Genomic DNA, 20,761 nt, shown 5'->3' with positions numbered 1-20,761 from the left:
GTCCGGCAGGGCGCAAAGAGACATCCCGTCCGACAGGGCAAAAAGGAGACGTACGGTTTGGGAAAAAGAATGCTCCGGGATCGGGAACGTCGTTCGGCAGGACCGGCGAAACGCAGAGAAAGAGCAGCGCAAGACCGGATCGGAAAAACGCCGGAAAGACAGACGGAAGATTCGGCAAAAAAAGCAAGTGAACCACTAACTCGCCAAGGCCCCGCCTGCATCAGATCAGTTTTTCTTTGAGTAGTCTCTTGCGCCGAAGATTCCGGTTCCGACGCGGACCATGGTAGAACCTTCCTCTACCGCGACCACATAGTCGCCGGTCATGCCCATGGAGAGGATTTCCGGTTCAACCCCCGGGAAGGAGTCGTTTTTCAGCTGATCGAAGAGCCGCCTTAAATTGCGGAAATGAACCCGGTTGGTCTCCGCGTCTTCCGTGTACGGCGCAGAGGTCATGAGACCGCGAACCCGGACATGAGGGAGTGTGCCGATGGTTTTGGCCGCTTCCTCCGTCTCTTCCGCTGTAAAGCCCCATTTGGATTCCTCGCCGGCGATATTGACTTCCAGAAGAACGTCCATCACTTTGCCGTGTTTAGCCGCCTCTTTCTCGATCTGTTCTGCCAGCGGCAGGCTGTCGACGGAGTGGATCAGCGTTACCTTATCAATGATGTATTTGACCTTGTTGCGCTGGAGATGGCCGATCATGTGCCATTCCGCTTCATTTCCCAGAATTTCGTATTTCTGCTGGATTTCCTGGACATAGTTTTCTCCGAAGAGTTTCTGTCCTGCGGACATGGCTGCGCGGATATCTTCCACCGGCTTCAGCTTGCTGACCGCACAGATGGTGACTTCCTGGGGATCACGGCCGGTGCGTTGGCAGGCTCTTTTCACATTTTCTTCGATACAGTCCAGGTTTTCACGGATTTCCTCCGGCGTGAGTTCTACGCCTTCTGTTTTCTCTGGTGTCATGATTTCTCCTTTTTGTTATGCGATCATTTTTCCGCAGCGTTGTTCAACATACGCTCCGGACCCGGCGTTCGGCAGTTTTAAGCGTTCAGATCGGCGATCAGCTCCGGGATGACGGCCTCAAAGTCGACGCCATAGGTCTTTTCCGGATCATGTTCGATGGTTTCGCGGATGGAAGCAACCGTAAAGCGCGCCGCGATTTTGAGAGATTCTTCCAGTGTCTTTCCGCGCATGAGGCCGCCGACGGTCGCGCTGGAGAAAATGTCCCCGGTGCCGTGATAGCTTGCGGACAGCTTTTCATGGGAGAAGCCGAAGAATTCGCCGGTTTCGACCTTCAGCCCCGAAACGCCGGTCATGCCCGGATCCGCGGTGCAGCCGGTCAGAACCACTGCTTTCTTTGTGCCGAGAGCGGCGAGCTTTTGAAGAACCTCCCGAATGTAGGCTGCATCATACTCGGTCTTATATTCCATGCCGGTCATGAAGCAGGCCTCGGTCAGATTCGGAACAATGATGTCGGCTTTTCCGCACAGCTCGGCCATTGCCTTTGGAAAGTCATCCGGGAAGCCAGCGTAGAGCCTGCCGTTGTCGGCCATCGCCGGATCGACGAAGAGAAGGGTATCGTCGGAGCGGAAGTCATCAAAGAAATCAGCCACCAGACGGATCTGCTCTGCGGAGGCAAGATAGCCGGTGTAAATGGCGTCGAAGTGGAAGGCTTCTTTTTTCCAGTGAGCCGAGATCGGTTCGATCTGATCCTGAAGATCTTTTACCGTGAATCCGCTGAACTGGGTATGGGTGGACAGGACGGCGGTCGGAAGAATCGCAGTCTCCACGCCCATTGCGGAGATGACCGGCAGTGCCACTGTGAGAGAGCATTTTCCAACGCAGGAGATATCCTGAATGGTGACGATTCGTTTCATGAAAACCCTTCTTTCTGTAATATCTGTATTATGGATGTTTTTCTCTGACATGTCAAAAGGATGACACGGATCTTCTCTATCTTTGCATGAAACTGAACATATGAATAGAAACAGTTTGAGATAATTATATATAACCAGATTGAAACGGACAGGATGCTGTGGGCGGAACCGAACAAAGGATGAGTTTAGCGGCAGTCGCCAAGGCTTCGTGCAAGCACAGATTTTGGCTGGTCGGTCGCGAAAAAAAAGGAACACCCGCAAAATACGAGTGTTCCGGTGTGGTTGTTTCGGTATGGCTGATCCGTTTTGGGATCGAGGTCCGGTCTGAGATCGAGATCCGGTCGGATCGGACTCAGCCCCTCTTCCGGTCGGTGACGATGGAAATAATTACCATGGCCGCCAGAAGATACGGATAGTAGAGATACGGGAGAATGCTGATTCCCGGAATTCCCGCAAGGCCGGCTGCGATCAGAAGCTGTGCGCCGTAAGGGATGATTCCCTGCGCGACGCAGGAGCAGGTGTCGAGGAGGGATGCGGTCTTCTGCGGCTCGATATCGTATTCGGTGCTGATGCGCTTGGCGATCGGTGCCGCGATGACGATGGCTACGGTGTTATTGGCGGTTGCGATGTCCATCAGAATGGTCAGAAGACCGATGCCGAACATTCCGCCTTTCCTGGAGTCGAAATGGGTCCGGATGAATTCGAGAATGGCGTCAAAACCGCCGTCTTCCTTCATCAGCGCCGCAATGCTCGCCACAAGGATGGTGACAATCATGGTCTCAAACATGCCGGAGGTTCCGGTTCCCATCGCGGCAACTGCGGTTGAAATGGTGAGCGAGCCGCTGTACATGCCGGCAGCGAGGAACAGCAGGATACCGATGCTCAGTACGAGGAACACATTGATTCCCAGAATGGAGAGCAGCAGAACGATAAAGTACGGAAGCGCCTCCGAGGTGGAGAAGTCGTAGTGATCGATGATGCCTTCTCCGTCCTGCAGTGCCCGGATCAGAAGGAGAATCAGGGTGATCACTGCGGCCGGGAATGCGATCCGGAAATTGGTGCGGAACTTATCCTTCATGGCGACACCCTGCGTTTTGGTCGCGGCGATGGTGGTGTCGGAGATAAACGACAGATTATCGCCGAACATGGCGCCGCCGACGACGGTGGCGGTGCAGAATGCAAGGTTGTATCCGGCATTTTGCGCGACTGCCGCTGCGATGGGAACAAGAACCGTGATGGTTCCGACACTGGTTCCCATGGCCATGGAGATCAGGCAGGAGATGACAAAAAGCCCCGGAATCGCCATTTTTCCCGGCAGAATGCTGAGAAGAAGCCCAGCCGCGCTGGAGGCGCCGCCCGCTTTCTGGGCAATGCCGCTGAAAGCCCCGGCCATCAGGAAAATGAAGAGCATGATCGTGATGTTGTCATCGCCGATGCCGGTGGCACAGACGTGGATTTTTTCGTCAAAGGTCAGCTTCCGGTTCTGAAAGAAGGCGGTGAAAAGAGCGATGGAAAATGCAACTACAACGGACATGATGTAAAATCCCATGCCGCCCGGAGCCGGAGAGATGTATTCAAAATAGATTCCGTTTCCCAGATAGATGACCAGGAATACGAGAATCGGCAGCAGGGCCGCTGCATTCGGTCTGCGTTCATTCATATGGTAGATTCCTCCCGTGTGTCTGTTTTTGGACATACAAAATCATTATAAGTTTAACGCTTTCATGCGTCAAGGTAATAACAATCCGATACGAGCAGAATACGAACTCATTATGTATAATGAAAAAATGAGTTAATTTTAAGCACAATAAGTTGACAAAAGGCGGCGCCCGGAATAGACTTAGCTATAGAAAAAACGTGTCTGAAAGCGGCCGTTAAGTGACTCGGGGATAATTATAATTATGGAAAAAATTATGGACATTAAAGAGATTGCGGAAAAGCTCTACACTTTGGATTTTGAATATGAAAACGGTTTCAGCCGACTTCAGGAAGAATTCTCGGTAAAAGGAGAGGACTGTGTTCTGATGTGGCTTTATCGCATCGGGACCCCGCTGTATTCCGGAGATCTGGCTAAGAAGCTTTCGCTGACTTCCGGACGGATTGCGAACATTCTCCGTACTCTGGAGCAGAAAAAATTTGTTTCCCGGTCTACGGATGTGAATGACGGGCGCAAGGTTCTGGTGACCATCACAACGGCCGGAAAAAAACACATCGAGAAAATCAATAAGCGCAATATTGCCAAGCGTGCGGAAATTCTGGACGAACTCGGCGAGGAGGATGCAGCCGAGTATCTGAGGATTACGGAGAAGATTCTTCAGGTGCTGAATTCCTGAGAAGACCCGGGACTGTGACCGGACAAGGGGAATCACGGCCGGGTAGCTTGCAGCGCACCAAAGCGCTCCGGTTCGTGATCCGGAGAAAAAACGGGGAAAGATAATCGAAAACTGTTGGAATAGGGGACAGAACCGTGAAATGCGGTTCTGTTTTTCTATTTTTGGGGGAATTCGGTCATTTTACTGAAATTCCTGTGTCCAAAAAAGCTCCGCGAGGATGCGCGCGCCGTGGGTAGAAAGAGGGGGCACAAAGTGCCGTGTATATTTTCTTTCATGGACAGATATAATGAATTTTCATAGAAACTATTGCCAAAAGATGATGGGAGTGATACAATCCATTCAATCGTGTTACAAAATATTCAATATTAAGGTGAGGAAAATATCATGGCAGACAAGAAAAACGTACAACCGCTCTACCAGGGACCTGGCAGAAGCACCTTCTCGGGAAGACTGGGCTTTGTTCTTTCAGCCGCAGGTTCTGCGGTTGGACTGGGAAATATTTGGAGATTTCCGTATCTCGCGGCAAAATACGGCGGCGGCATTTTTCTGTTGGTCTACCTGATTCTGATGCTTACATTCGGATACACCATGATCATGGCGGAGACCGCGCTGGGACGTATGACAAAAAAGAGCCCGGTGGGCGCGTATCAGCATTTCGGCAAGACCGGTTTCCTGAAATTCGGCGGCTGGATCAATGCGATCATCCCGATTCTGATCGTTCCGTATTATTCGGTTATCGGCGGATGGGTTCTGAAGTATCTTTTTGAGTATGTGATCGGCAACACACAGGCGGTTGCGGCAGACGGATATTTCGGAGGATTCATTACGCAGGCGGCGCCGGTGGAGCTCTTCTTTGTGCTCTTCTCTCTGGCCAACATCGTTACCATCTATATGGGCGTTCAGAACGGAATCGAGCGTGTATCGAAGGCAATGATGCCGCTTCTCGTCATTCTGGCGATTTTCGTTGCGGCCTATTCCGTGACCAGACCGGGCGCGATGGAAGGCGTAAAGTACTTCCTGGTTCCGAATTTTGAGCATTTCTCCTGGATGACGGTTGTCTCCGCGATGGGACAGATGTTCTACTCCCTCTCCATTGCGATGGGAATTCTGGTAACCTTCGGTTCCTATATGAAAAATGAACTGGACGTGGAGAAATCCACCACCCAGGTTGAGATCTTCGATACCGGAATTGCGATCCTTGCAGGTCTGATGATCATTCCGGCGGTATTTGCCTTCAACGGCGGCGATCCGAACACACTGAAAGCAGGTCCGTCCCTGATGTTTATCACGCTTCCACAGGTATTTGCCAGCATGGGACTCGGAAGACTCGGCGGAATCATGTTCTTCCTGCTGGTTCTGTTTGCAGCGCTGACCAGTGCGATTGCACTCACGGAGAGTGCGGTATCCACATTCGAGGATGAGCTTGGCTGGGACCGCAAGAAAGCATCCATTATGATGGGTGTTGTCATTATCGGTCTCGGAACACTGTCCACTTTCGGATACAGCATCTGGAGTTCCTTTACCATCATCGGAATGCAGATTCTTGATTTCTTTGATTTCCTGACCAATTCCGTGATGATGCCGATCGCAGCATTCTGCAACTGCGTGCTGATTGTGAAGGTTATCACTCTGGTCAGGCTGGATGCGGAGATCGAGCAGTCCTCTGAATTTAAGAGAAAGCCGATTTTCCATATCTGCATCCGTTATGTCGCTCCGCTGTTCACGGCGATCATTCTCGCAAGTTCTGTGGCAAGCGCATTCGGACTGCTGACACTGTAAAACCTAATACAGAAGTGATGAAAGCGGCTTTGACCGCTATACTGGATAAACGCAAAAAGAAGCGGGCTGACGCATCAGCGATGGTGCGTCGGCCCGCTTTGGTATTCTCCGGTCGAAAGAACACAAAGCGTGAAGTGTCAGCCTGCAAAACCGAGCAGGAGCCCTCCTGCCGGATTTGGAAGACTACCGGAGTAGAGACAGTACCCCCTGTCCGGTTTGATTGGCCTGAGAGAGCATGGCCTGAGCCGCTTCAGAGAGAATATTGTTTTTAGTAAATGCTGCAATTTCTTTTGCCATATCGGTATCCCGGATCCGGGATTCGGAAGCAGTGATGTTTTCATTCATGATTTCATCATTGCTCCGCGAATGCTCAAGACGGTTTTGCTTTGCGCCAAGTATGGCCCGGTAACCGGATACTTTGTCGATGGCATCGGTAATATCGGATATGCTGCTCGGTGCATAGGTTTTTGTTTCAGAATACCCGGTTATGGTGAGCGGAGGACCGACATAATCTCTGGTGGTATATGAGTTCTCCCGGGGTTCTGTGATATTGATGGTTTCCCCGTTGCTGTTGGTTGTGGTTCCGACGATTACAGGGTGCGTATACTTATGAACGGTTTCCACATAATTGTTTGGGTCGTTCTGCGCCGCCACACTTTCCGGTGAATAAACGGGGGTGCTGGTGGCTTCATAGCGTGTGATGTCATAATCCTCAATCCCAAGCGCACGGAGGCCAAGATTAACCTGATCAATGGCGACGCGATCATCCTGTACGCTGCTGCATTGTATCCAGAGTTTTCCGAGATCAGACCGGTTATCCGGATACTCCTTATATTTTCCGGAGGTGGAGGTAAAGAGCTGGACGGAGGAAGGAGCCGGCGAAAGACTTGTGTTGTCTCGGTAATCATAGATTGCAAAGGCAGGCGTTTCGCCGTCCGTATTCATGTTCAGAAGCCGGTTATAGTGGTCGGTTGCCTTCACATAATCGGAAAGCTTCTCGTAGGTTTTCTCGTAAAGCCGATTGGCAATGGTCTTTGCCGCATCGGCGAGGGTTGCCGGATCCGCATTACTGCTTTTCAGGTAATCCAGGTAACCGAGTATGGTCGTGTCACTGTCATCGGACAGGGTGAGTTTACCGAGATCAATGGTATTTCCGGTAACTGAAACATTATTGCTTGCATAAAAAGTTGTGGAATACCTCATGTCATCTTTGCTGTATTCCCGTACCAGTCCGCTGTCCGGATCGACGGCACTTCCGTAAAAGGCAACGCCGTAGAAGATCGGATGCGCCACTCTTGAATCCATGCAGGTTGCGCATGCGGCGGCAATACTTGTACCAAGCAGGGAGTAGATATCCCGGTACAGATCCTGGGCGGTTGCGGTTCCGGAACCGTCGTATTTGGTGATGAGGCCGCTGAAGTCGATTACGGCGCTGAGGTTATCGTTCAGTTCCGGCGTCCACTGACCGAGATAGGTGTAGCTGCTGTCACCTGCGTATTTTTCATCCGGACCGTAATATTCATATGTTGCGGGCGTGGAGGATACCTCCCTGACAAAATACGGTGTGGAATCCTGAGTGTATCCGCCATCCGTGACATTTCCGGCTGCCATTTGAGCGGAACACTGGTCTTTCAGCCAGGAAGGCAGTTGGTGAGTGTAGGATTTTATTACGACTTCTTTGGGCTCCTCGATTTTGCTCTGAAAAACAGGGATATCATTAAACGTCGTTTCCTCGGAAATGCGCTGAATCTCCTTCTTCAGTTCATTGATCTCGAGCTGGATATCCTCGCGGGCGTCATCGTGGTAGGTTCCGTTTACGGCCTGAATCGAGAGCTTATTGATGCGCTGCAACATTTTGGTAACTTCGTCCATCGCTCCGTCTGCCGTTTCAATAAAGGAGATTCCGTCGTCAATATTGTTCAGACCCTGATCGAGACCCCGGATGCGTTCACGCATATCCTCACTGATGGCAAGGCCCGACGCATCATCGGCTGCCCTGTTGATACGAAATCCGGAGGAGAGTTTCTCAAGATTTTCGGCCATCCCTTTTCGGTTTTTGACCAGATTCCGGTAGGAATTCTTTGCCGGCAGGTTATGTTGAATCTGCATAGAGCATACTCCTTTAATTATCTTCTATTATAAATAATATTCAAAAACAATAAAAATAATTAGTTATGCCATACATATTTAATCGACTGATTTGGAAATTTTAAAAGGAAAAACACTGTGACAGAGAAAATGCCGAAGGATCTGCCGGAGGAACTGCCGAATACCTTTGAAATAGCTTGAGAAATCGTAAAAAGTTTTTCTTGCATTTTGAAATCGGGTATGCTACCATGTGGATATAACAAATTGCACACAATTAAATTTGCAACAATACAAAAAACAAAACTGCAGAGCGAGCCCTTTAACGGGCCGGAAGGAGGACAATATGGGATTTTATGATTATTCGGTAAAGAATGCACAGGGCGAGGATGTTTCCATGAAGCAGTTTGAGGGCAAGGTTGTGATCGTAGTCAATACGGCAACCGGCTGCGGCTTTACACCGCATTATGAACCGCTTGAGAAGATGTATGAGGAGTATCACGAGAAGGGACTGGAGATTCTGGACATTCCGTGCAACCAGTTCATGGGACAGACACCGGGTACCGATGAGGAGATTCACGAGTTCTGCCAGCTTCATTACAACACACAGTTCCCGCAGATGAAAAAGTCTGATGTCAACGGCGAGAATCAGCTGGAGCTCTTCAAGTTCCTGAAGGACCAGCAGGGATTCAAAGGTTTCGGAGAAGGCAAGGCAGCGGATATGATGAACGGCCTTCTGGCGAAAGTCGCACCGGGATATATGAGCAATCCGGATATCAAGTGGAATTTTACAAAGTTCATCATTGACCGTCAGGGCAATGTAGTTGCACGATTTGAGCCGACCGCAGATATGGCGGAAGTGGAAAAGTGCGCGGTATCACTTCTGTAAAAATAAAACGATTCGGGATTCTCCGGTAAAGAAGGAGACATCATTATCACAGGATAACAGAACAGCGGAGAGGGATGGTTTGCACGGACGCGAACCCTTCCTCTCCGTTTGTTTAATAGAAACTTTACTTTGATAACACGATAAAGTATAATTATTTATTATACTTTTTCATGGAGGAAGGTCCGATGGCACACAAGGAAGAATTCTGGGATATCTATGACAGCAGCAAAGAGAGAACCGGACGCAGGATGAGACGGAACGACTGGATTCTCAAAGAAGGTGAGTATCATCTGACGGTTCTCGGCGCGGTGTGCCGGCCGGACGGAAAGTACCTGATTACGAAACGAAAGATGGATAAAGCATGGGCACCGGGCTGGTGGGAGATCTCCGGCGGCGGCGTTCAGGCGGGAGAAAGCTCCGAGGATGCGGTCCGCAGAGAGGTCGAGGAAGAGACGGGACTGGATCTTTCCGGGGCGGATATCCGCTATGTCTTTACCTATAAAAGAGAGAACCCGGGTGAGGGCGACAATTACTTTTTGGATATCTACCGCATTGTGCTGGATTTCGATGAGACAGATGTGCACATTCAGGAGGCGGAGGCGGAGGACTTCCGGATCGCGTCGGCAGAAGAGATCCGCCAAATCGCGGAAGATGGCAGTTTCCTTCACTATGACAGCATTAAGCGGATTTTTGAGTGAGTTTCGTCCAGAGTTTCGCCCAGGGCACTCTTTTTACTTGACAACATTTTAGCGATGATGGATGATATTATAAGCATCTTTGTATAGAAAAGAGCAATGTTTGATCGGCATTTTTTCGACAATGCCGTCTCAGGTATTTCAGGAGGGTGAATATGATCTATTCCACAGAAGTATCCAATATGTGCCCTGTTACACAGGGAGTGCACCACGGTGCCGCTCCGATTCCGGAGGAGGCAAAGTGGGTTCAGGCGAAAGAAGTCAAGGACATTTCCGGTTATACACATGGTATCGGCTGGTGTGCTCCGCAGCAGGGCTGCTGCAAGCTTTCCCTGAACGTGAAAGATGGTGTGATTCAGGAAGCGCTGGTTGAGACCATCGGATGTTCCGGTATGACGCATTCTGCAGCGATGGCTTCGGAAATCCTTCCGGGACTCACTGTTATGGAGGCGCTGAACACCGACCTTGTCTGTGATGCCATTAACACAGCTATGAGAGAGCTGTTCCTTCAGATCGTTTACGGCCGCAGCCAGAGTGCGTTCTCCGAGGGCGGACTTCAGATCGGTGCCGGCCTGGAGGATCTTGGAAAGGGAACACGTTCCATGATCGGAACAACCTACGGAACTCTGAAGAAGGGACCGCGCTGGCTTGAACTGACGGACGGATATATCACCGACCTCGCACTCGATGAGAATGATGAGATCATCGGCTACAAGTTTGTAAACTTCGGTAAGATGATGGACTTCATCAAAGCCGGCGACGACGCGGAGACCGCACTGAAGAAGGCTTCCGGTCAGTACGGCCGTGTGGCGGATGCAGTTCGTTTCATTGACCCGCGCAAAGAGTGACAGAGGAGGACGAAGAGATGGCATTATTTGAATCATACGAGAGAAGAGAAAAGCAGATTCTCGCAAAGCTTGCTGAGTACGGTATCGGATCCATCGAAGAGTGCGCTGACATCACCAAAGCGGCAGGCCTTGACGTATACAGCATGATCGAGAACATTCAGCCGATCTGTTTTGAGAACGCAAAATGGGCATATACCGTCGGTGCGGCAATCGCAATCAAGAAGAACTGCAGACAGGCTTCCGAGGCTGCTGCGGCCATCGGTGAGGGCCTTCAGGCATTCTGTATTCCGGGTTCTGTTGCAGACCGCAGAAAAGTAGGGCTCGGACACGGAAACCTCGGAAAGATGCTTCTGGAAGAGGACACCGAGTGCTTCGCATTCCTCGCAGGCCATGAGTCTTTCGCGGCTGCAGAGGGCGCAATCGGTATCGCAGAGAAGGCAAACAAGGTTCGTAAAAAACCGCTTCGCGTTATCCTGAACGGGCTCGGTAAAGATGCGGCGCAGATCATTTCCCGTGTCAACGGATTTACCTATGTGGAGACACAGTATGATTACGCAACCGGCGAACTGAAGGAAGTGTTCCGCAAGTGCTACTCCAAGGATCCGAAGTCCCCGAGAGCACTGGTTAACTGTTACGGCGCAAATGATGTTCAGGAAGGTGTTGCGATTATGTGGCACGAGAACGTGGATATCTCCATCACCGGAAACTCCACGAACCCGACCAGATTCCAGCACCCGGTTGCAGGAACTTACAAGAAGGAGAGACTGGAAGCAGGAAAGAAGTACTTCTCCGTTGCTTCCGGCGGCGGCACAGGCCGTACCCTTCACCCGGATAACATGGCAGCAGGCCCGGCTTCCTACGGTATGACCGATACCATGGGCCGTATGCACAGCGACGCGCAGTTCGCAGGTTCTTCTTCCGTTCCGGCGCACGTTGAGATGATGGGTCTGATCGGTGCGGGCAACAACCCGATGGTTGGTATGACGGTATCCGTTGCGGTAGCGGTACAGCAGGCAGCGGACGCAGGAAAGTTCTGACGCGAACAGGACATTCCATATAGTGAAGTATAGAAATGAGGTCTCCGGCTTTTGGGTCGGGACCTCGTTTTTATTTCATAGGAAATTTCTCCGAAATTCCCTATGAAATAAAAACGCTCCGCGAGGATGCGCACGCCACTGTAAGCAAATTCACTAAGCTCGAGAAAACCTCGCTAAGTGAATTTCCATGGCACGCACTAAGCTCGAAAAGACCGGCTTCAGCACGAAAAGTACGCGGAGGCTCCCCTCAATACCTCCGGGATGGGGGAGCCGAAGTACGCTTTCAAGCTTTGATTGACGGCTCAAATAGACAAGCAAGCTTGTCTGCTTGAGCCTGGAGGACAAAATATGAATCGGACAAAAAACTTGTAATAATGCTCTTGATTTGAGTGAGTTTAATTTTTAAAATGATAATGTAGAGATAGTTTTTGGGGGATTTCAGTATGAAAAACTTTTCGTGATGATCCGTCGGGATGAGCATGGATTTGTAAAGAATAAAGCCATTTTCAGCGGTCAACATCCGTCGCGGCGGATGACAGAAAGAAATCTTTTTTCAGCTGTCAAAAAAAATCATCAATAATTTTCCCGATTGTGCCGATGATATTAGAGATGAGAGTGATTCGGGAAAAATCCGATTTGTAAACTCTTCATTAAGAACCGAATTGCATTGTTAACATACAGTTTTTCAGGAGGCATAAATGCAGAGTAAAGTTGGATACAGCGCGAATTCTGACGTGAGAGAAGCTGTCGACGAGGCTACCAGGGGAATTGTGAATCCTGCTGGTCTGATCATTATGACAGATCACGAAAGACTTCCGGAGATTGCGGCAATTCTGCAGCGCAGATATCCGGATGCACAGACGATTGGAACATCGGGAATTAACTACTTTAACAGACAGTCATCGGATCATAACCTGATCGTAACGGCGCTTCTCGACGGCGTTTCATGCTGCGCCGGATATCTCACCAGACTGTCCAGTGCTCCGCTGGGAGATCTCAGCAATCTTCAGGAGGCGATCCGCGCTGTCGGCGGTGAGAAGGACAATACCCTTGTTCTTCAGTACTGCACCAACGATGAGGAGCGTCTGACCACAACACTGAACGTTGCTCTGGACGGGACTGGTATCCACATGATCGGCGGAAGCGTCTTCGGATATCCGGAAGGCGAGGTCGGACAGGTTGCGGTGAACGGGCGGATCTACGAAGATGCCTGCGCGTTCCTGGTAATCAAGAATGAGACCGGAAAGGTTCGTGTTTACCGCGAGAACATTTACGACCGCATTCCGGACGGAAAACCGCATCTGGTTACCAAGGTTGATATGGCTACAAAGTCTCTGTTTGAGTTGGATCACTGTCCGGCTGCAGAAGTTTATTCCGAGGAACTCGGCATTCCGAAAGAGCGGATCATTGACAACGTTCTTCAGAATCCGATGGGCCGCGTGGTCGGCGACCAGATTTACATTTCTTCACAGAAGACAATGCTCAGTAACGGCGGAATGACGCTGTTCAAGATACTGAACGAAAATGATACGATCTACTTCCTGGAGCTTCAGAATTATCAGGATATCAATCGGCAGACGATCAAGCAGGTTCAGGCGGATTTCAAGAACATTTCTCTTGCAATCTCTGTCAACTGTATTTATCGCTATCTTCTGTTTACGAAGAACGGATATTACAACCGCTTCCTGGGCGATATGTCCAAGCTCGGCAATTACGTCGGAAACATTGGCGGCGGTGAGCAGATTGACAAGCAGCATGTAAATCAGACAATGGTTATGGCAGTTTTCGACTGAGAGGAGATATAGAGTTATGTTTATGCGTAAGAATAATGATAATGTTGTTACCACCGTTTCTTCCCACGCGGATTTCGAGGGGCTTAAGAGCGCAGCGCGGTATGCGATCCGCCAGAAGAACCTCCTTCAGCAGGAAGAGATGAGAACATCGGATGAGCTGAACACGATCAAGGATGCATTCCAGATTGTTCGTGAGAGATCTCAGGAGATTTCCAATTCCGTTGAAGGATTCCGCGATCAGTTCAACCGTGTGAGAACCATCACCGGCAGATTTGAGGAGATCATCGGAAAGATGAGTAATACGGTCAAGGATTCCCATGACAGCATGAATCTCGTAAGAACAAAGTCCCAGGACGTATACGAGACCATCGAATCCGTAGAAGAAGTATTCGAAGAGTTCCAGAAGAGCTTCGCGGATATTTCCAAGAAGGTTGAAGCCATCAACACCATCGCGAGCCAGACAAACCTTCTTGCCATCAACGCATCCATCGAGGCGGCAAGAGCCGGTCAGGCAGGACGCGGATTTGCGGTTGTTGCGGGCGAGGTCAACAAGCTTTCCAAGGATATCAAGGACCTGGTTGAGGCGATCAACTCCAGCATGAACGTTCTGAATGACAATAACGGAAAACTGAAGGATTCCATCGAGAATACCCGTACCGCCATCGACGGTGCGCAGCAGCAGGTCAATGAGACCGATGCGGTTGTGGATTCCATCAATGATGTTGCAACCGATATTGCTCAGGGCAACCGTGAGATGATCGAAGTATTCGACGCCTGCGACCGCGATATTGACGGCGTAGTCGGAAGCGTTGTGGATTCCGGTGTTTACTACGACCGCGTCGGCAACGACATCGACAACATGATGACCAACATTACGAAAAAGGGATATGTATTCGAGGATCTGAACAATGTAATTGAGCAGATCAGTCCGTTGGTTGACAGTCTGAAGCAGGGCTAAGAAAAGCCGGATTGCAGGTGGGGATATGGACTTAACGAATTACAGCGAAGATATCAGACATAAGTTAGCGACGTTGGAGGATTATCGGCCGGAGACATTCGAGGCGACGATCCGGATTGCCAATGAGGTTGCCATCGTAGCAAATCGCAGAGATGACCAGACGCTGCACAGTTTGTGCGATTACTATATTGCATATTATTATTTCAATCTTCGAAACTGTACAGAAGCGATTCGTTTTCTGGACCGGGCGCTGAAAGATGCGTCCGGATCGGAAGCATGGCTTGAAGTGAGCAAATACCTGAATCTGCTTGGCCATATCTTCCTCCGGCAGGGAAATCCGATGAATGCCATGCAGGCATTTGCTAAATCCATCACGATCTCGGAAAAGAATCTCGAAAAGGACGAAGAGTTTGCTCCTATCCTGATCGACAGCTATGAAGAGAATGCGATGATCTATTACGAGATCGCCAATTATCAGCAGGCGCTGAAGTATGAACTTGCCACCGATCGTATTTTTAAGATGATCGAGCAGCATGACAAGTATCTTCAGAAATTTACGAGGCATCTGTCCAATCTGGTGAAGATTTACATTATGTTCGGCGATGCGACCAATGCCGGCGATATTGTCGCAAAGATTGACTCCATCGCTTCGGATAACCATAATGTCGGTCTGGAGCCTTATATTTCCATCGCGCACATTTTATGGAATGACTTCAGTGATAATCACCGATGGGATGACGTCTATATCAACCGGCTGAATTCCTATTTCATGGGAAGAAATTTCAAGGGTAAGCATATCTGGGAATTCTTCTTTGCACTGGAGCGGATGGGCAGTGATGAGAAGTACCGCCCGTATTTCCGCAGTCTGGTCGTGAAAATGGACAGCTTTCTGGATCACACGGATCTCCACGGATATAAACTCCAGCTTTCCAATCTGAAGCTGGATTATTATGAGAGATGCGGGCTGAATGTGAAAAAGGCAGAGGAGCTGGAACGTTTTCGCGAGTACGTAAATTCCTGCCATAAGACGGCAAATGCAGCGATGAGTCTGATCCTGAGCCTGGAAGTTATGAAGGCACTGGAAAATGAAGTCATCAATGCGCTGGTTGTCCGCGAAGCGATGGACGATCTGACCGGTCTTCCGAACCGCAAAGCCTTCAATGATATGGCAGACCGTTTCTTCGAGCGCTGCACCAGAAAGAATGTGAATCTCGGACTGGCAATGATCACCATTGACAATGTCAAGAAGATCAATGATCTGTACGGATACATTATCGGTGACCGCTGTCTCGTGGAAGTGGGCAACATTCTGAAACGCTTCAACTCGAAGACGACATTTGTCGCACGATATGTCGGCGCAGAGTTTGTTGTTCTGTTCGAGGGGCTCAATGACAATGAGATCACGGATCGCCTCCGCAGTATTTCACAGGCACTGCATATGAGAACCGCGGAGCAGGAACTTCCGGAGTTTACACTGGCTTGCGGAATCTGCGCCCATGTCCCGAAGGGACTTAACAAGATCTGGGATTACACATCCTGCGCAGATCTCGCTCTCCTGAAGGCGATGCAGTACGGAACGGGACGTGGAATTCTGGTTCATCATCAGATGGAACTGGGAGGGGCTGCCCCGATCACGATTGATTCGAAGGGCCGTCTGGCGGAGCGGAAGGAAGAATAAAAGCGCGAAACGCGTTGAGATGGATCCATAGAAAAACTCTTAACATATATATCAACAAAAGGGGACTCTGGCCGAGACAGCCGGAGTCTTCTTTGTGTCATAGAAAAGTTCTTCGGATTGTCTTATGACACACAAAAAACGCTCCGTGAGAGTGGGTACTCCGCTGCAGGGCAGAATAAGCGGAACGCAGTTTTTGGGGACCGCGGATTTCTTTGATTTGAGCGGAGATTTCCTGATGGTAGAGGAGAATTCCAAAAAGACAGAAAAAATACAAAATACCACACTATATACTTGCGATTGGAATGAGGCAATCCTATAATTTAATGGAATGAAGCGTGGAAGAAGGTTGGGAGGGAACCATCAGAAGCGAGGCGGCAAACAGATTTGGGGGAATGTCATATGAAGAAGAACGGTATTACCATCGCACTGACGGCAGCTGCGGTCTCTTTGCTCGCGGTCTGCGGCAGAACGGATGCGGGAAAGAGCGGGGAGGCGTCGGCGAATGCGATGTCAGCGTCAATCACGAATCCGGATGAGGTCTATCACATTGACCTGAAGTTTTCGAATGTCTTTCAGCCGACGGAATGGAATTACAAGGCGTCCGAAAAACTGGCCAAAGAGATCACGGAGAAGACCGATGGCCATGTATCGGTGACGTATTACGGGCAGAATCAGCTGGACTGCTATGGGGATTCCGTGACACAGGCTGTCAACGGGGAGAACTGGATCGGTCTGGAGGAACCGTCTCTGTTTGCGGAGTATGTCGGTGACTGCGCGGTTCTGATTGGACCGATGCTCTATGAAAACACGGAAGAATACAATTATATTATGGATTCGGATGTGGTGAAGGAGATTCGGGAGAAGCTGGCGGGAGAAAATATCCATGTTCTGGATACACATTATTCCTTCGGCTTCCGCAATCTGATCACCAACCGGGAGATCACAAAACCGGAAGATCTGAAGGGAGTGAAGATGAGAGCGACCTCTTCTCCGCTTTTTGCAAAGACGCTGGAAGCCATGGGAGCGACGGTGAAGCCGATGTCGTTTACCGACTGTCTGGAAGCGCTTTCCTCCGGAGAAGTGGAAGGCTTTGAAGGTTCTACTTCGACGCTGGCCGGTGCGGGGGCTCCGTATGAACTGGTGAAAAACGTGGCGACTACACATCATCTGATCGCGACGAGGTGGCTGTTCATGCCGGAGGACGTCTATCAGTCCATCCCGGAAAAATACCGGAAAATTGTCGATGAGTGCGCGGCAGACTGCGGAAAATGGGAACAGACCTCGTGCGATGCTGACGAGGCGAATACGATCAATGAACTGAAAGAAAAGGGAGTTGTATGGAATGACGTCGAACATGATGCATTTGAAGCGGCCTGCGATCCGGTTTACGACTGGATCGTGGAGGTGTATCATGCAGACCCGGAGCTTCACCGGAAACTGGATGAGAAACTGGCGGCGTTCCGGCAGAGATGATATCCGGACTCGGGGTCAGGATGATGATACACATCAGGAAGGAAGAGAAATCGCTTTGTGATATGCGAAGGCAGGAGACAGAAGCCGGATGAACATGGTGGGTTTGACCGGTTTCTGTTTTTTTTCAAAATTTCGCATAAATCCGCATAATCTGCGAAATCCTCAAAAGGCCGGCAGGCGGGTGCCATGCCCGCAGGAACGGACATTTGACGGGGCAAGAACATGGAGCACGAAGGTCGGAATGTGATACATTGCCGGGGGGCAAGAACATGAAGCACGAAGGGCGGAATGTGGTATAATACCAAAGTATGCGGAGGTGTCATCATGTCAGAATTACAGACAGAAGAGAACTATGAGAAACTGAAAGAATGCGAACTGTTCATTCTGGATATGGACGGGACGCTGTATCTCGGAGATGATGTTTTTGAAGGCGCCGTGGATTTTATTCATACACTGGAGAGAACGGGGAAACAGTACATTTATCTGACCAACAATTCGTCCCGGGCGGGAGCGGATTACATCGGCCGGCTCAGACGACTTGGCTTTCCGTGTGAAAAGGAAAATGTATTCACATCCGGAATGGCGACCGGACTCTACCTTCAGCAGAACCATCCGGGAAAGAAATGCTGCGTGGTTGGAACAAAGGCGTTCCGCGGGGAACTGGAGCGGTACGGCGCGCAGATTGATGATGAAAATGCGGAAGTCGTGGTGGTCGGTTTTGATACGGAACTGGTTTACCGTGAGATAGAGCGAGCAGTTCATTTTCTTCGCAAGGGCGCGCCGTTTATCGCGGCGAATCCGGACTGGGTATGTCCGATGCCGCACGATGAGGTGCTGCCGGACTGCGGAAGTATCTGCGCACTTCTGACGGCTTCTTCCGGCGTGGAACCCTTTTATATCGGGAAACCAAACCGCAACATCGTGGATGTGATCGCGAAAGAGCGGGGAATCGACAACAGCCGGATCTGCTGCGTCGGAGACCGCCTCTACACCGACATTGCGGTCGCACAGAATGCGGAGACTGTCTCGGTTCTTGTGCTTTCCGGGGAGACCGATGAGAAGATGGTGCGGGAGACCGAGAGGAAACCATCTTACGTTCTGTCGGATGTAAGAGCAATTTCTGCAATTCTGGAAGGAAGAGATGCGTGACCGGATAAACGGCGTAAAACAGAGAGGAATCGGATTTTGAGCAATAAGATTTTGGGAAGTGATGAGAGAAACGGACTGATTGCGGTGGAGATGACACACACCAGGGAAACACTGACAGGACTTGCGCGGATGCAGTGTGACTTGTTCCGGGGGAAGGAACAGGTGCTCCGGGTGGTGATTTCGCTGGCATTGATCGGTTTCGGTACCGTGAGCATGCCGAACTGGTGGAGTTATCTCCTGATGGCGGTGGGAGGCTGCCATCTGACGGCAAAATATGTTTCGGCCAATCACTCGGCAAACAAACTGATCAGTGCGATCGAGGCGTCCGGACAGGGATATCCGTCGACGAGGCTCGAATTCTATCGCGATGGATTTGCGGTGTTCGCTCTTCCGGATCATGGGAAGGAGGCAGGACCGATTCCTTATGAAGAGATCCGGGCAGTCGGTGAAGATTCCGGCAATTACTATATCTTCCGTGATGTGCGCGGTGGATGGGTCGTGCCGAGAAGCGCGCTGGGCGACCGGGAAAAAGAGTGGCGCGAGCGGATTGAATCCGGAACCGGAAAGCGGATTCACACGCCGAAGATTCCGGGGAAAGAACTGGCGGTACGCCTTCATAACCGGAGATAAATCCATGTATCGGGAAGAGTACAAGAAACGACACGGTTTTGTTTGCATTCTATATTCCGATGTGTTATGATCCAATAAGTCTTTTCATTCTATTAAGTTAATTATAAGCTGATCAGGCGTGTTCTGATTGGCTTATTTTTTGTGGAGCACTTAGCGAGACTTTTCGCGATTAGTGTATGCCATGGAAATCCACTTTGCGACACATATTTTTTGTCCTCCAGGCTCAAGCAGACAAGCTTGATTGTCTATTTGAGCCGTCAATCAAAGTTTGAAAGTTTACTTTCAAACTTCACCTGGCGGTTATGCCGCTTAGAGAAATAGCGTGCAGAGGCTTTTATTCGAGCATAGTGGATTTGTCTTGTGTTATATGATTGTACATTTATAAGAAATCTCTTCTTTTTTCTCATATGATGCAGACCGGAAGCGGGCAAATGTAGCCAGCGGCGTTATAGAATGCGGAAACGGAAACCGGAAACGGGACGTATGAGAAAAGCAGAACAGCATGAGATAGGGCACGGCTGTGTCCGGGCACTGTGATTTTTGAGTGCTGCTTTCGCTGCGTTCCAGCAGGAAAGAGAGATAATTATAATGACATTCAATGAAATGGATCTGAAGAAAGAAATCAAAAATGCGATCGCAAAAGCCGGTTATAAGGAGCCGTCACCGATCCAGGAGAAGGCGATTCCGCTGATGCTGGAGGGACGCGACATGATCGCATGTGCGCAGACCGGTACCGGTAAGACGGCGGCATTCGCTCTTCCGATCCTTCAGAATCTTGGAAACAGGGATTCCCGGATGATTCGGGCCCTGGTACTCACCCCGACCAGAGAACTGGCAGTCCAGATTTTCGACAATTTCAAAAAGTACGGCCGATACCTGAAGCTCCGCACCGCGGTGGTGTACGGCGGCGCAAAACAGGGGCCGCAGATCGCGGCGATCGGCAGAGGATGCGATATCCTGGTGGCGACGCCGGGAAGACTGATGGATTACATGGAACGCGGCATCGTTTCCCTTGCAGACATTCAAATGTTTGTTTTGGATGAGGCGGACCGGATGCTGGATATGGGGTTCATCGGTGATATCCGTAAGATCGCGAAGGCGATTCCGGCAGAGCGGCAGACAGCACTGTTTTCCGCAACCATGCCGAAGGAGATCCGTAAACTTGCGGAAGAACTTCTGCAGGATCCGGATGAGATCGAGGTTGCTCCGGAATCCACGCCGGCGGAGACGGTGGATCAGAAGATCTGCTTCACGGAGAGGGACAACAAGAAGCTGATCCTGAAAGAGTTCCTCGACCGGAGCGACGTAACCCGATCGATTGTATTTACCAGAACCAAGCGGGGCGCGGACCGGCTTGTCCGCGAGCTGAAAAAGCTGGGCATCAATTCCACGTCGATTCACGGCGACAAGACGCAGGGACAGAGACAGAGTGCGCTGGAACATTTCCGTTCCGGTAAGGTCAATGTTCTTGTTGCAACGGATGTTGCGGCCCGGGGACTGGATATTCCGAAGATCAGCCATGTGTTCAACTATG

18 protein-coding genes are annotated in these 20,761 nt (G+C 50.3%); 14 read left to right on the top strand and 4 right to left on the bottom strand.

What is annotated here, in order from left to right:
• Positions 1-191: hypothetical protein (locus tag BMW41_RS14770; RefSeq protein WP_207646886.1), on the top strand; the 191-nt coding region annotated here is incomplete at its 5' end.
• 34 nt (positions 192-225) lie between these two features.
• Here BMW41_RS14770 and BMW41_RS11200 read toward each other — a convergent pair.
• From BMW41_RS11200 to BMW41_RS11190, 3 genes are all read right to left on the bottom strand, one after another.
• The gene (locus BMW41_RS11200) at positions 226-966 is read right to left on the bottom strand and encodes a YggS family pyridoxal phosphate-dependent enzyme (RefSeq protein WP_074650163.1); all 741 of its coding nucleotides are present in this window, start codon (positions 964-966) and stop codon (positions 226-228) included.
• A 77-nt stretch (positions 967-1,043) separates the two neighbouring features.
• Entirely contained in the window at positions 1,044-1,880 is an 837-nt protein-coding gene (locus BMW41_RS11195) for a pyridoxamine kinase (RefSeq protein ID WP_074650164.1), read from the bottom strand.
• 352 nt (positions 1,881-2,232) lie between these two features.
• Positions 2,233-3,540: a Na+/H+ antiporter NhaC family protein gene (locus BMW41_RS11190; RefSeq protein WP_074650162.1), complete on the bottom strand. Its 1,308-nt coding sequence runs from the start codon at positions 3,538-3,540 to the stop codon at positions 2,233-2,235.
• Between the two features lie 241 nt (positions 3,541-3,781).
• Here BMW41_RS11190 and BMW41_RS11185 point away from each other — a divergent pair, with 241 nt between their 5' ends.
• Positions 3,782-4,213 carry a MarR family winged helix-turn-helix transcriptional regulator gene (locus BMW41_RS11185; protein ID WP_074650161.1) on the top strand — a complete coding sequence of 144 codons (432 nt, stop codon included), beginning with the start codon at positions 3,782-3,784 and terminating at the stop codon, positions 4,211-4,213.
• Between the two features lie 384 nt (positions 4,214-4,597).
• Entirely contained in the window at positions 4,598-5,992 is a 1,395-nt protein-coding gene (locus BMW41_RS11180; protein ID WP_074650160.1) for a sodium-dependent transporter, read from the top strand.
• A gap of 183 nt (positions 5,993-6,175) precedes the next feature.
• On the opposite strand, the gene BMW41_RS15225 is transcribed toward BMW41_RS11180, so the two are convergent.
• Complete coding sequence (locus BMW41_RS15225; protein ID WP_074650159.1) at positions 6,176-8,101, bottom strand: flagellin; 1,926 nt, start codon at positions 8,099-8,101, stop codon at positions 6,176-6,178.
• A 322-nt stretch (positions 8,102-8,423) separates the two neighbouring features.
• On the opposite strand from BMW41_RS15225, the gene BMW41_RS11170 reads away from it, so the two are divergent.
• The 11 genes from BMW41_RS11170 to BMW41_RS11115 all read left to right on the top strand — a co-directional run.
• Positions 8,424-8,966 (top strand): glutathione peroxidase, encoded by a 543-nt coding sequence (locus BMW41_RS11170; RefSeq protein ID WP_074650158.1) that lies wholly within the window; start codon positions 8,424-8,426, stop codon positions 8,964-8,966.
• 185 nt (positions 8,967-9,151) lie between these two features.
• Positions 9,152-9,664: an NUDIX hydrolase gene (locus BMW41_RS11165; RefSeq protein WP_074650157.1), complete on the top strand. Its 513-nt coding sequence runs from the start codon at positions 9,152-9,154 to the stop codon at positions 9,662-9,664.
• 152 nt (positions 9,665-9,816) lie between these two features.
• Positions 9,817-10,509 carry an iron-sulfur cluster assembly scaffold protein gene (locus BMW41_RS11160; RefSeq protein WP_074650156.1) on the top strand — a complete coding sequence of 231 codons (693 nt, stop codon included), beginning with the start codon at positions 9,817-9,819 and terminating at the stop codon, positions 10,507-10,509.
• Positions 10,510-10,526: 17 nt separating this feature from the next.
• Positions 10,527-11,546, top strand: a complete 1,020-nt coding sequence (locus tag BMW41_RS11155) for a GGGtGRT protein (protein WP_074650155.1) — start codon at positions 10,527-10,529, stop codon at positions 11,544-11,546.
• Between the two features lie 698 nt (positions 11,547-12,244).
• Entirely contained in the window at positions 12,245-13,339 is a 1,095-nt protein-coding gene (locus BMW41_RS11145; protein ID WP_074650153.1) for an FIST N-terminal domain-containing protein, read from the top strand.
• A 16-nt stretch (positions 13,340-13,355) separates the two neighbouring features.
• Positions 13,356-14,297 carry a methyl-accepting chemotaxis protein gene (locus BMW41_RS11140; RefSeq protein ID WP_074650152.1) on the top strand — a complete coding sequence of 314 codons (942 nt, stop codon included), beginning with the start codon at positions 13,356-13,358 and terminating at the stop codon, positions 14,295-14,297.
• A gap of 25 nt (positions 14,298-14,322) precedes the next feature.
• Positions 14,323-15,975, top strand: coding sequence for a tetratricopeptide repeat-containing diguanylate cyclase (locus BMW41_RS11135; RefSeq protein WP_074650151.1), 1,653 nt, complete (start codon positions 14,323-14,325; stop codon positions 15,973-15,975).
• 399 nt (positions 15,976-16,374) lie between these two features.
• A complete protein-coding gene (gene dctP, locus BMW41_RS11130) occupies positions 16,375-17,448 on the top strand; it encodes a TRAP transporter substrate-binding protein DctP (protein WP_074650150.1) in 1,074 nt (357 codons plus the stop codon).
• 324 nt (positions 17,449-17,772) lie between these two features.
• Positions 17,773-18,597: an HAD-IIA family hydrolase gene (locus tag BMW41_RS11125; RefSeq protein ID WP_074650149.1), complete on the top strand. Its 825-nt coding sequence runs from the start codon at positions 17,773-17,775 to the stop codon at positions 18,595-18,597.
• A 36-nt stretch (positions 18,598-18,633) separates the two neighbouring features.
• Complete coding sequence (locus BMW41_RS11120) at positions 18,634-19,227, top strand: YcxB family protein (protein WP_074650148.1); 594 nt, start codon at positions 18,634-18,636, stop codon at positions 19,225-19,227.
• 588 nt (positions 19,228-19,815) lie between these two features.
• A partial coding sequence (locus BMW41_RS11115; RefSeq protein ID WP_143050862.1) for a DEAD/DEAH box helicase occupies positions 19,816-20,761 on the top strand: 946 nt, incomplete at its 3' end.

The organism is [Clostridium] aminophilum (assembly GCF_900101295.1).
In the GTDB taxonomy this organism is placed as follows: Bacteria; Bacillota; Clostridia; order Lachnospirales; family Lachnospiraceae; genus Clostridium_R; species Clostridium_R aminophilum_A.
Note: the sequence above shows the minus strand (reverse complement) of the source record. Positions and strands in the feature narration are given on the sequence as shown.

What these genes read in the sequence shown, in the direction of transcription:
- BMW41_RS11160 (WP_074650156.1), top strand. Translation starts at nt 9,817, where the DNA reads ATGATCTATTCCACAGAAGTATCCAATATGTGCCCTGTTACACAGGGA.
- BMW41_RS11140 (WP_074650152.1), top strand. Translation starts at nt 13,356, where the DNA reads ATGTTTATGCGTAAGAATAATGATAATGTTGTTACCACCGTTTCTTCC.
- BMW41_RS11165 (WP_074650157.1), top strand. Translation starts at nt 9,152, where the DNA reads ATGGCACACAAGGAAGAATTCTGGGATATCTATGACAGCAGCAAAGAG.
- BMW41_RS11180 (WP_074650160.1), top strand. Translation starts at nt 4,598, where the DNA reads ATGGCAGACAAGAAAAACGTACAACCGCTCTACCAGGGACCTGGCAGA.
- BMW41_RS15225 (WP_074650159.1), bottom strand. Translation starts at nt 8,101, where the DNA reads ATGCAGATTCAACATAACCTGCCGGCAAAGAATTCCTACCGGAATCTG.
- BMW41_RS11195 (WP_074650164.1), bottom strand. Translation starts at nt 1,880, where the DNA reads ATGAAACGAATCGTCACCATTCAGGATATCTCCTGCGTTGGAAAATGC.
- BMW41_RS11200 (WP_074650163.1), bottom strand. Translation starts at nt 966, where the DNA reads ATGACACCAGAGAAAACAGAAGGCGTAGAACTCACGCCGGAGGAAATC.
- BMW41_RS11190 (WP_074650162.1), bottom strand. Translation starts at nt 3,540, where the DNA reads ATGAATGAACGCAGACCGAATGCAGCGGCCCTGCTGCCGATTCTCGTA.
- BMW41_RS11125 (WP_074650149.1), top strand. Translation starts at nt 17,773, where the DNA reads ATGTCAGAATTACAGACAGAAGAGAACTATGAGAAACTGAAAGAATGC.
- BMW41_RS11170 (WP_074650158.1), top strand. Translation starts at nt 8,424, where the DNA reads ATGGGATTTTATGATTATTCGGTAAAGAATGCACAGGGCGAGGATGTT.
- dctP (WP_074650150.1), top strand. Translation starts at nt 16,375, where the DNA reads ATGAAGAAGAACGGTATTACCATCGCACTGACGGCAGCTGCGGTCTCT.
- BMW41_RS11185 (WP_074650161.1), top strand. Translation starts at nt 3,782, where the DNA reads ATGGAAAAAATTATGGACATTAAAGAGATTGCGGAAAAGCTCTACACT.
- BMW41_RS11155 (WP_074650155.1), top strand. Translation starts at nt 10,527, where the DNA reads ATGGCATTATTTGAATCATACGAGAGAAGAGAAAAGCAGATTCTCGCA.
- BMW41_RS11135 (WP_074650151.1), top strand. Translation starts at nt 14,323, where the DNA reads ATGGACTTAACGAATTACAGCGAAGATATCAGACATAAGTTAGCGACG.
- BMW41_RS11145 (WP_074650153.1), top strand. Translation starts at nt 12,245, where the DNA reads ATGCAGAGTAAAGTTGGATACAGCGCGAATTCTGACGTGAGAGAAGCT.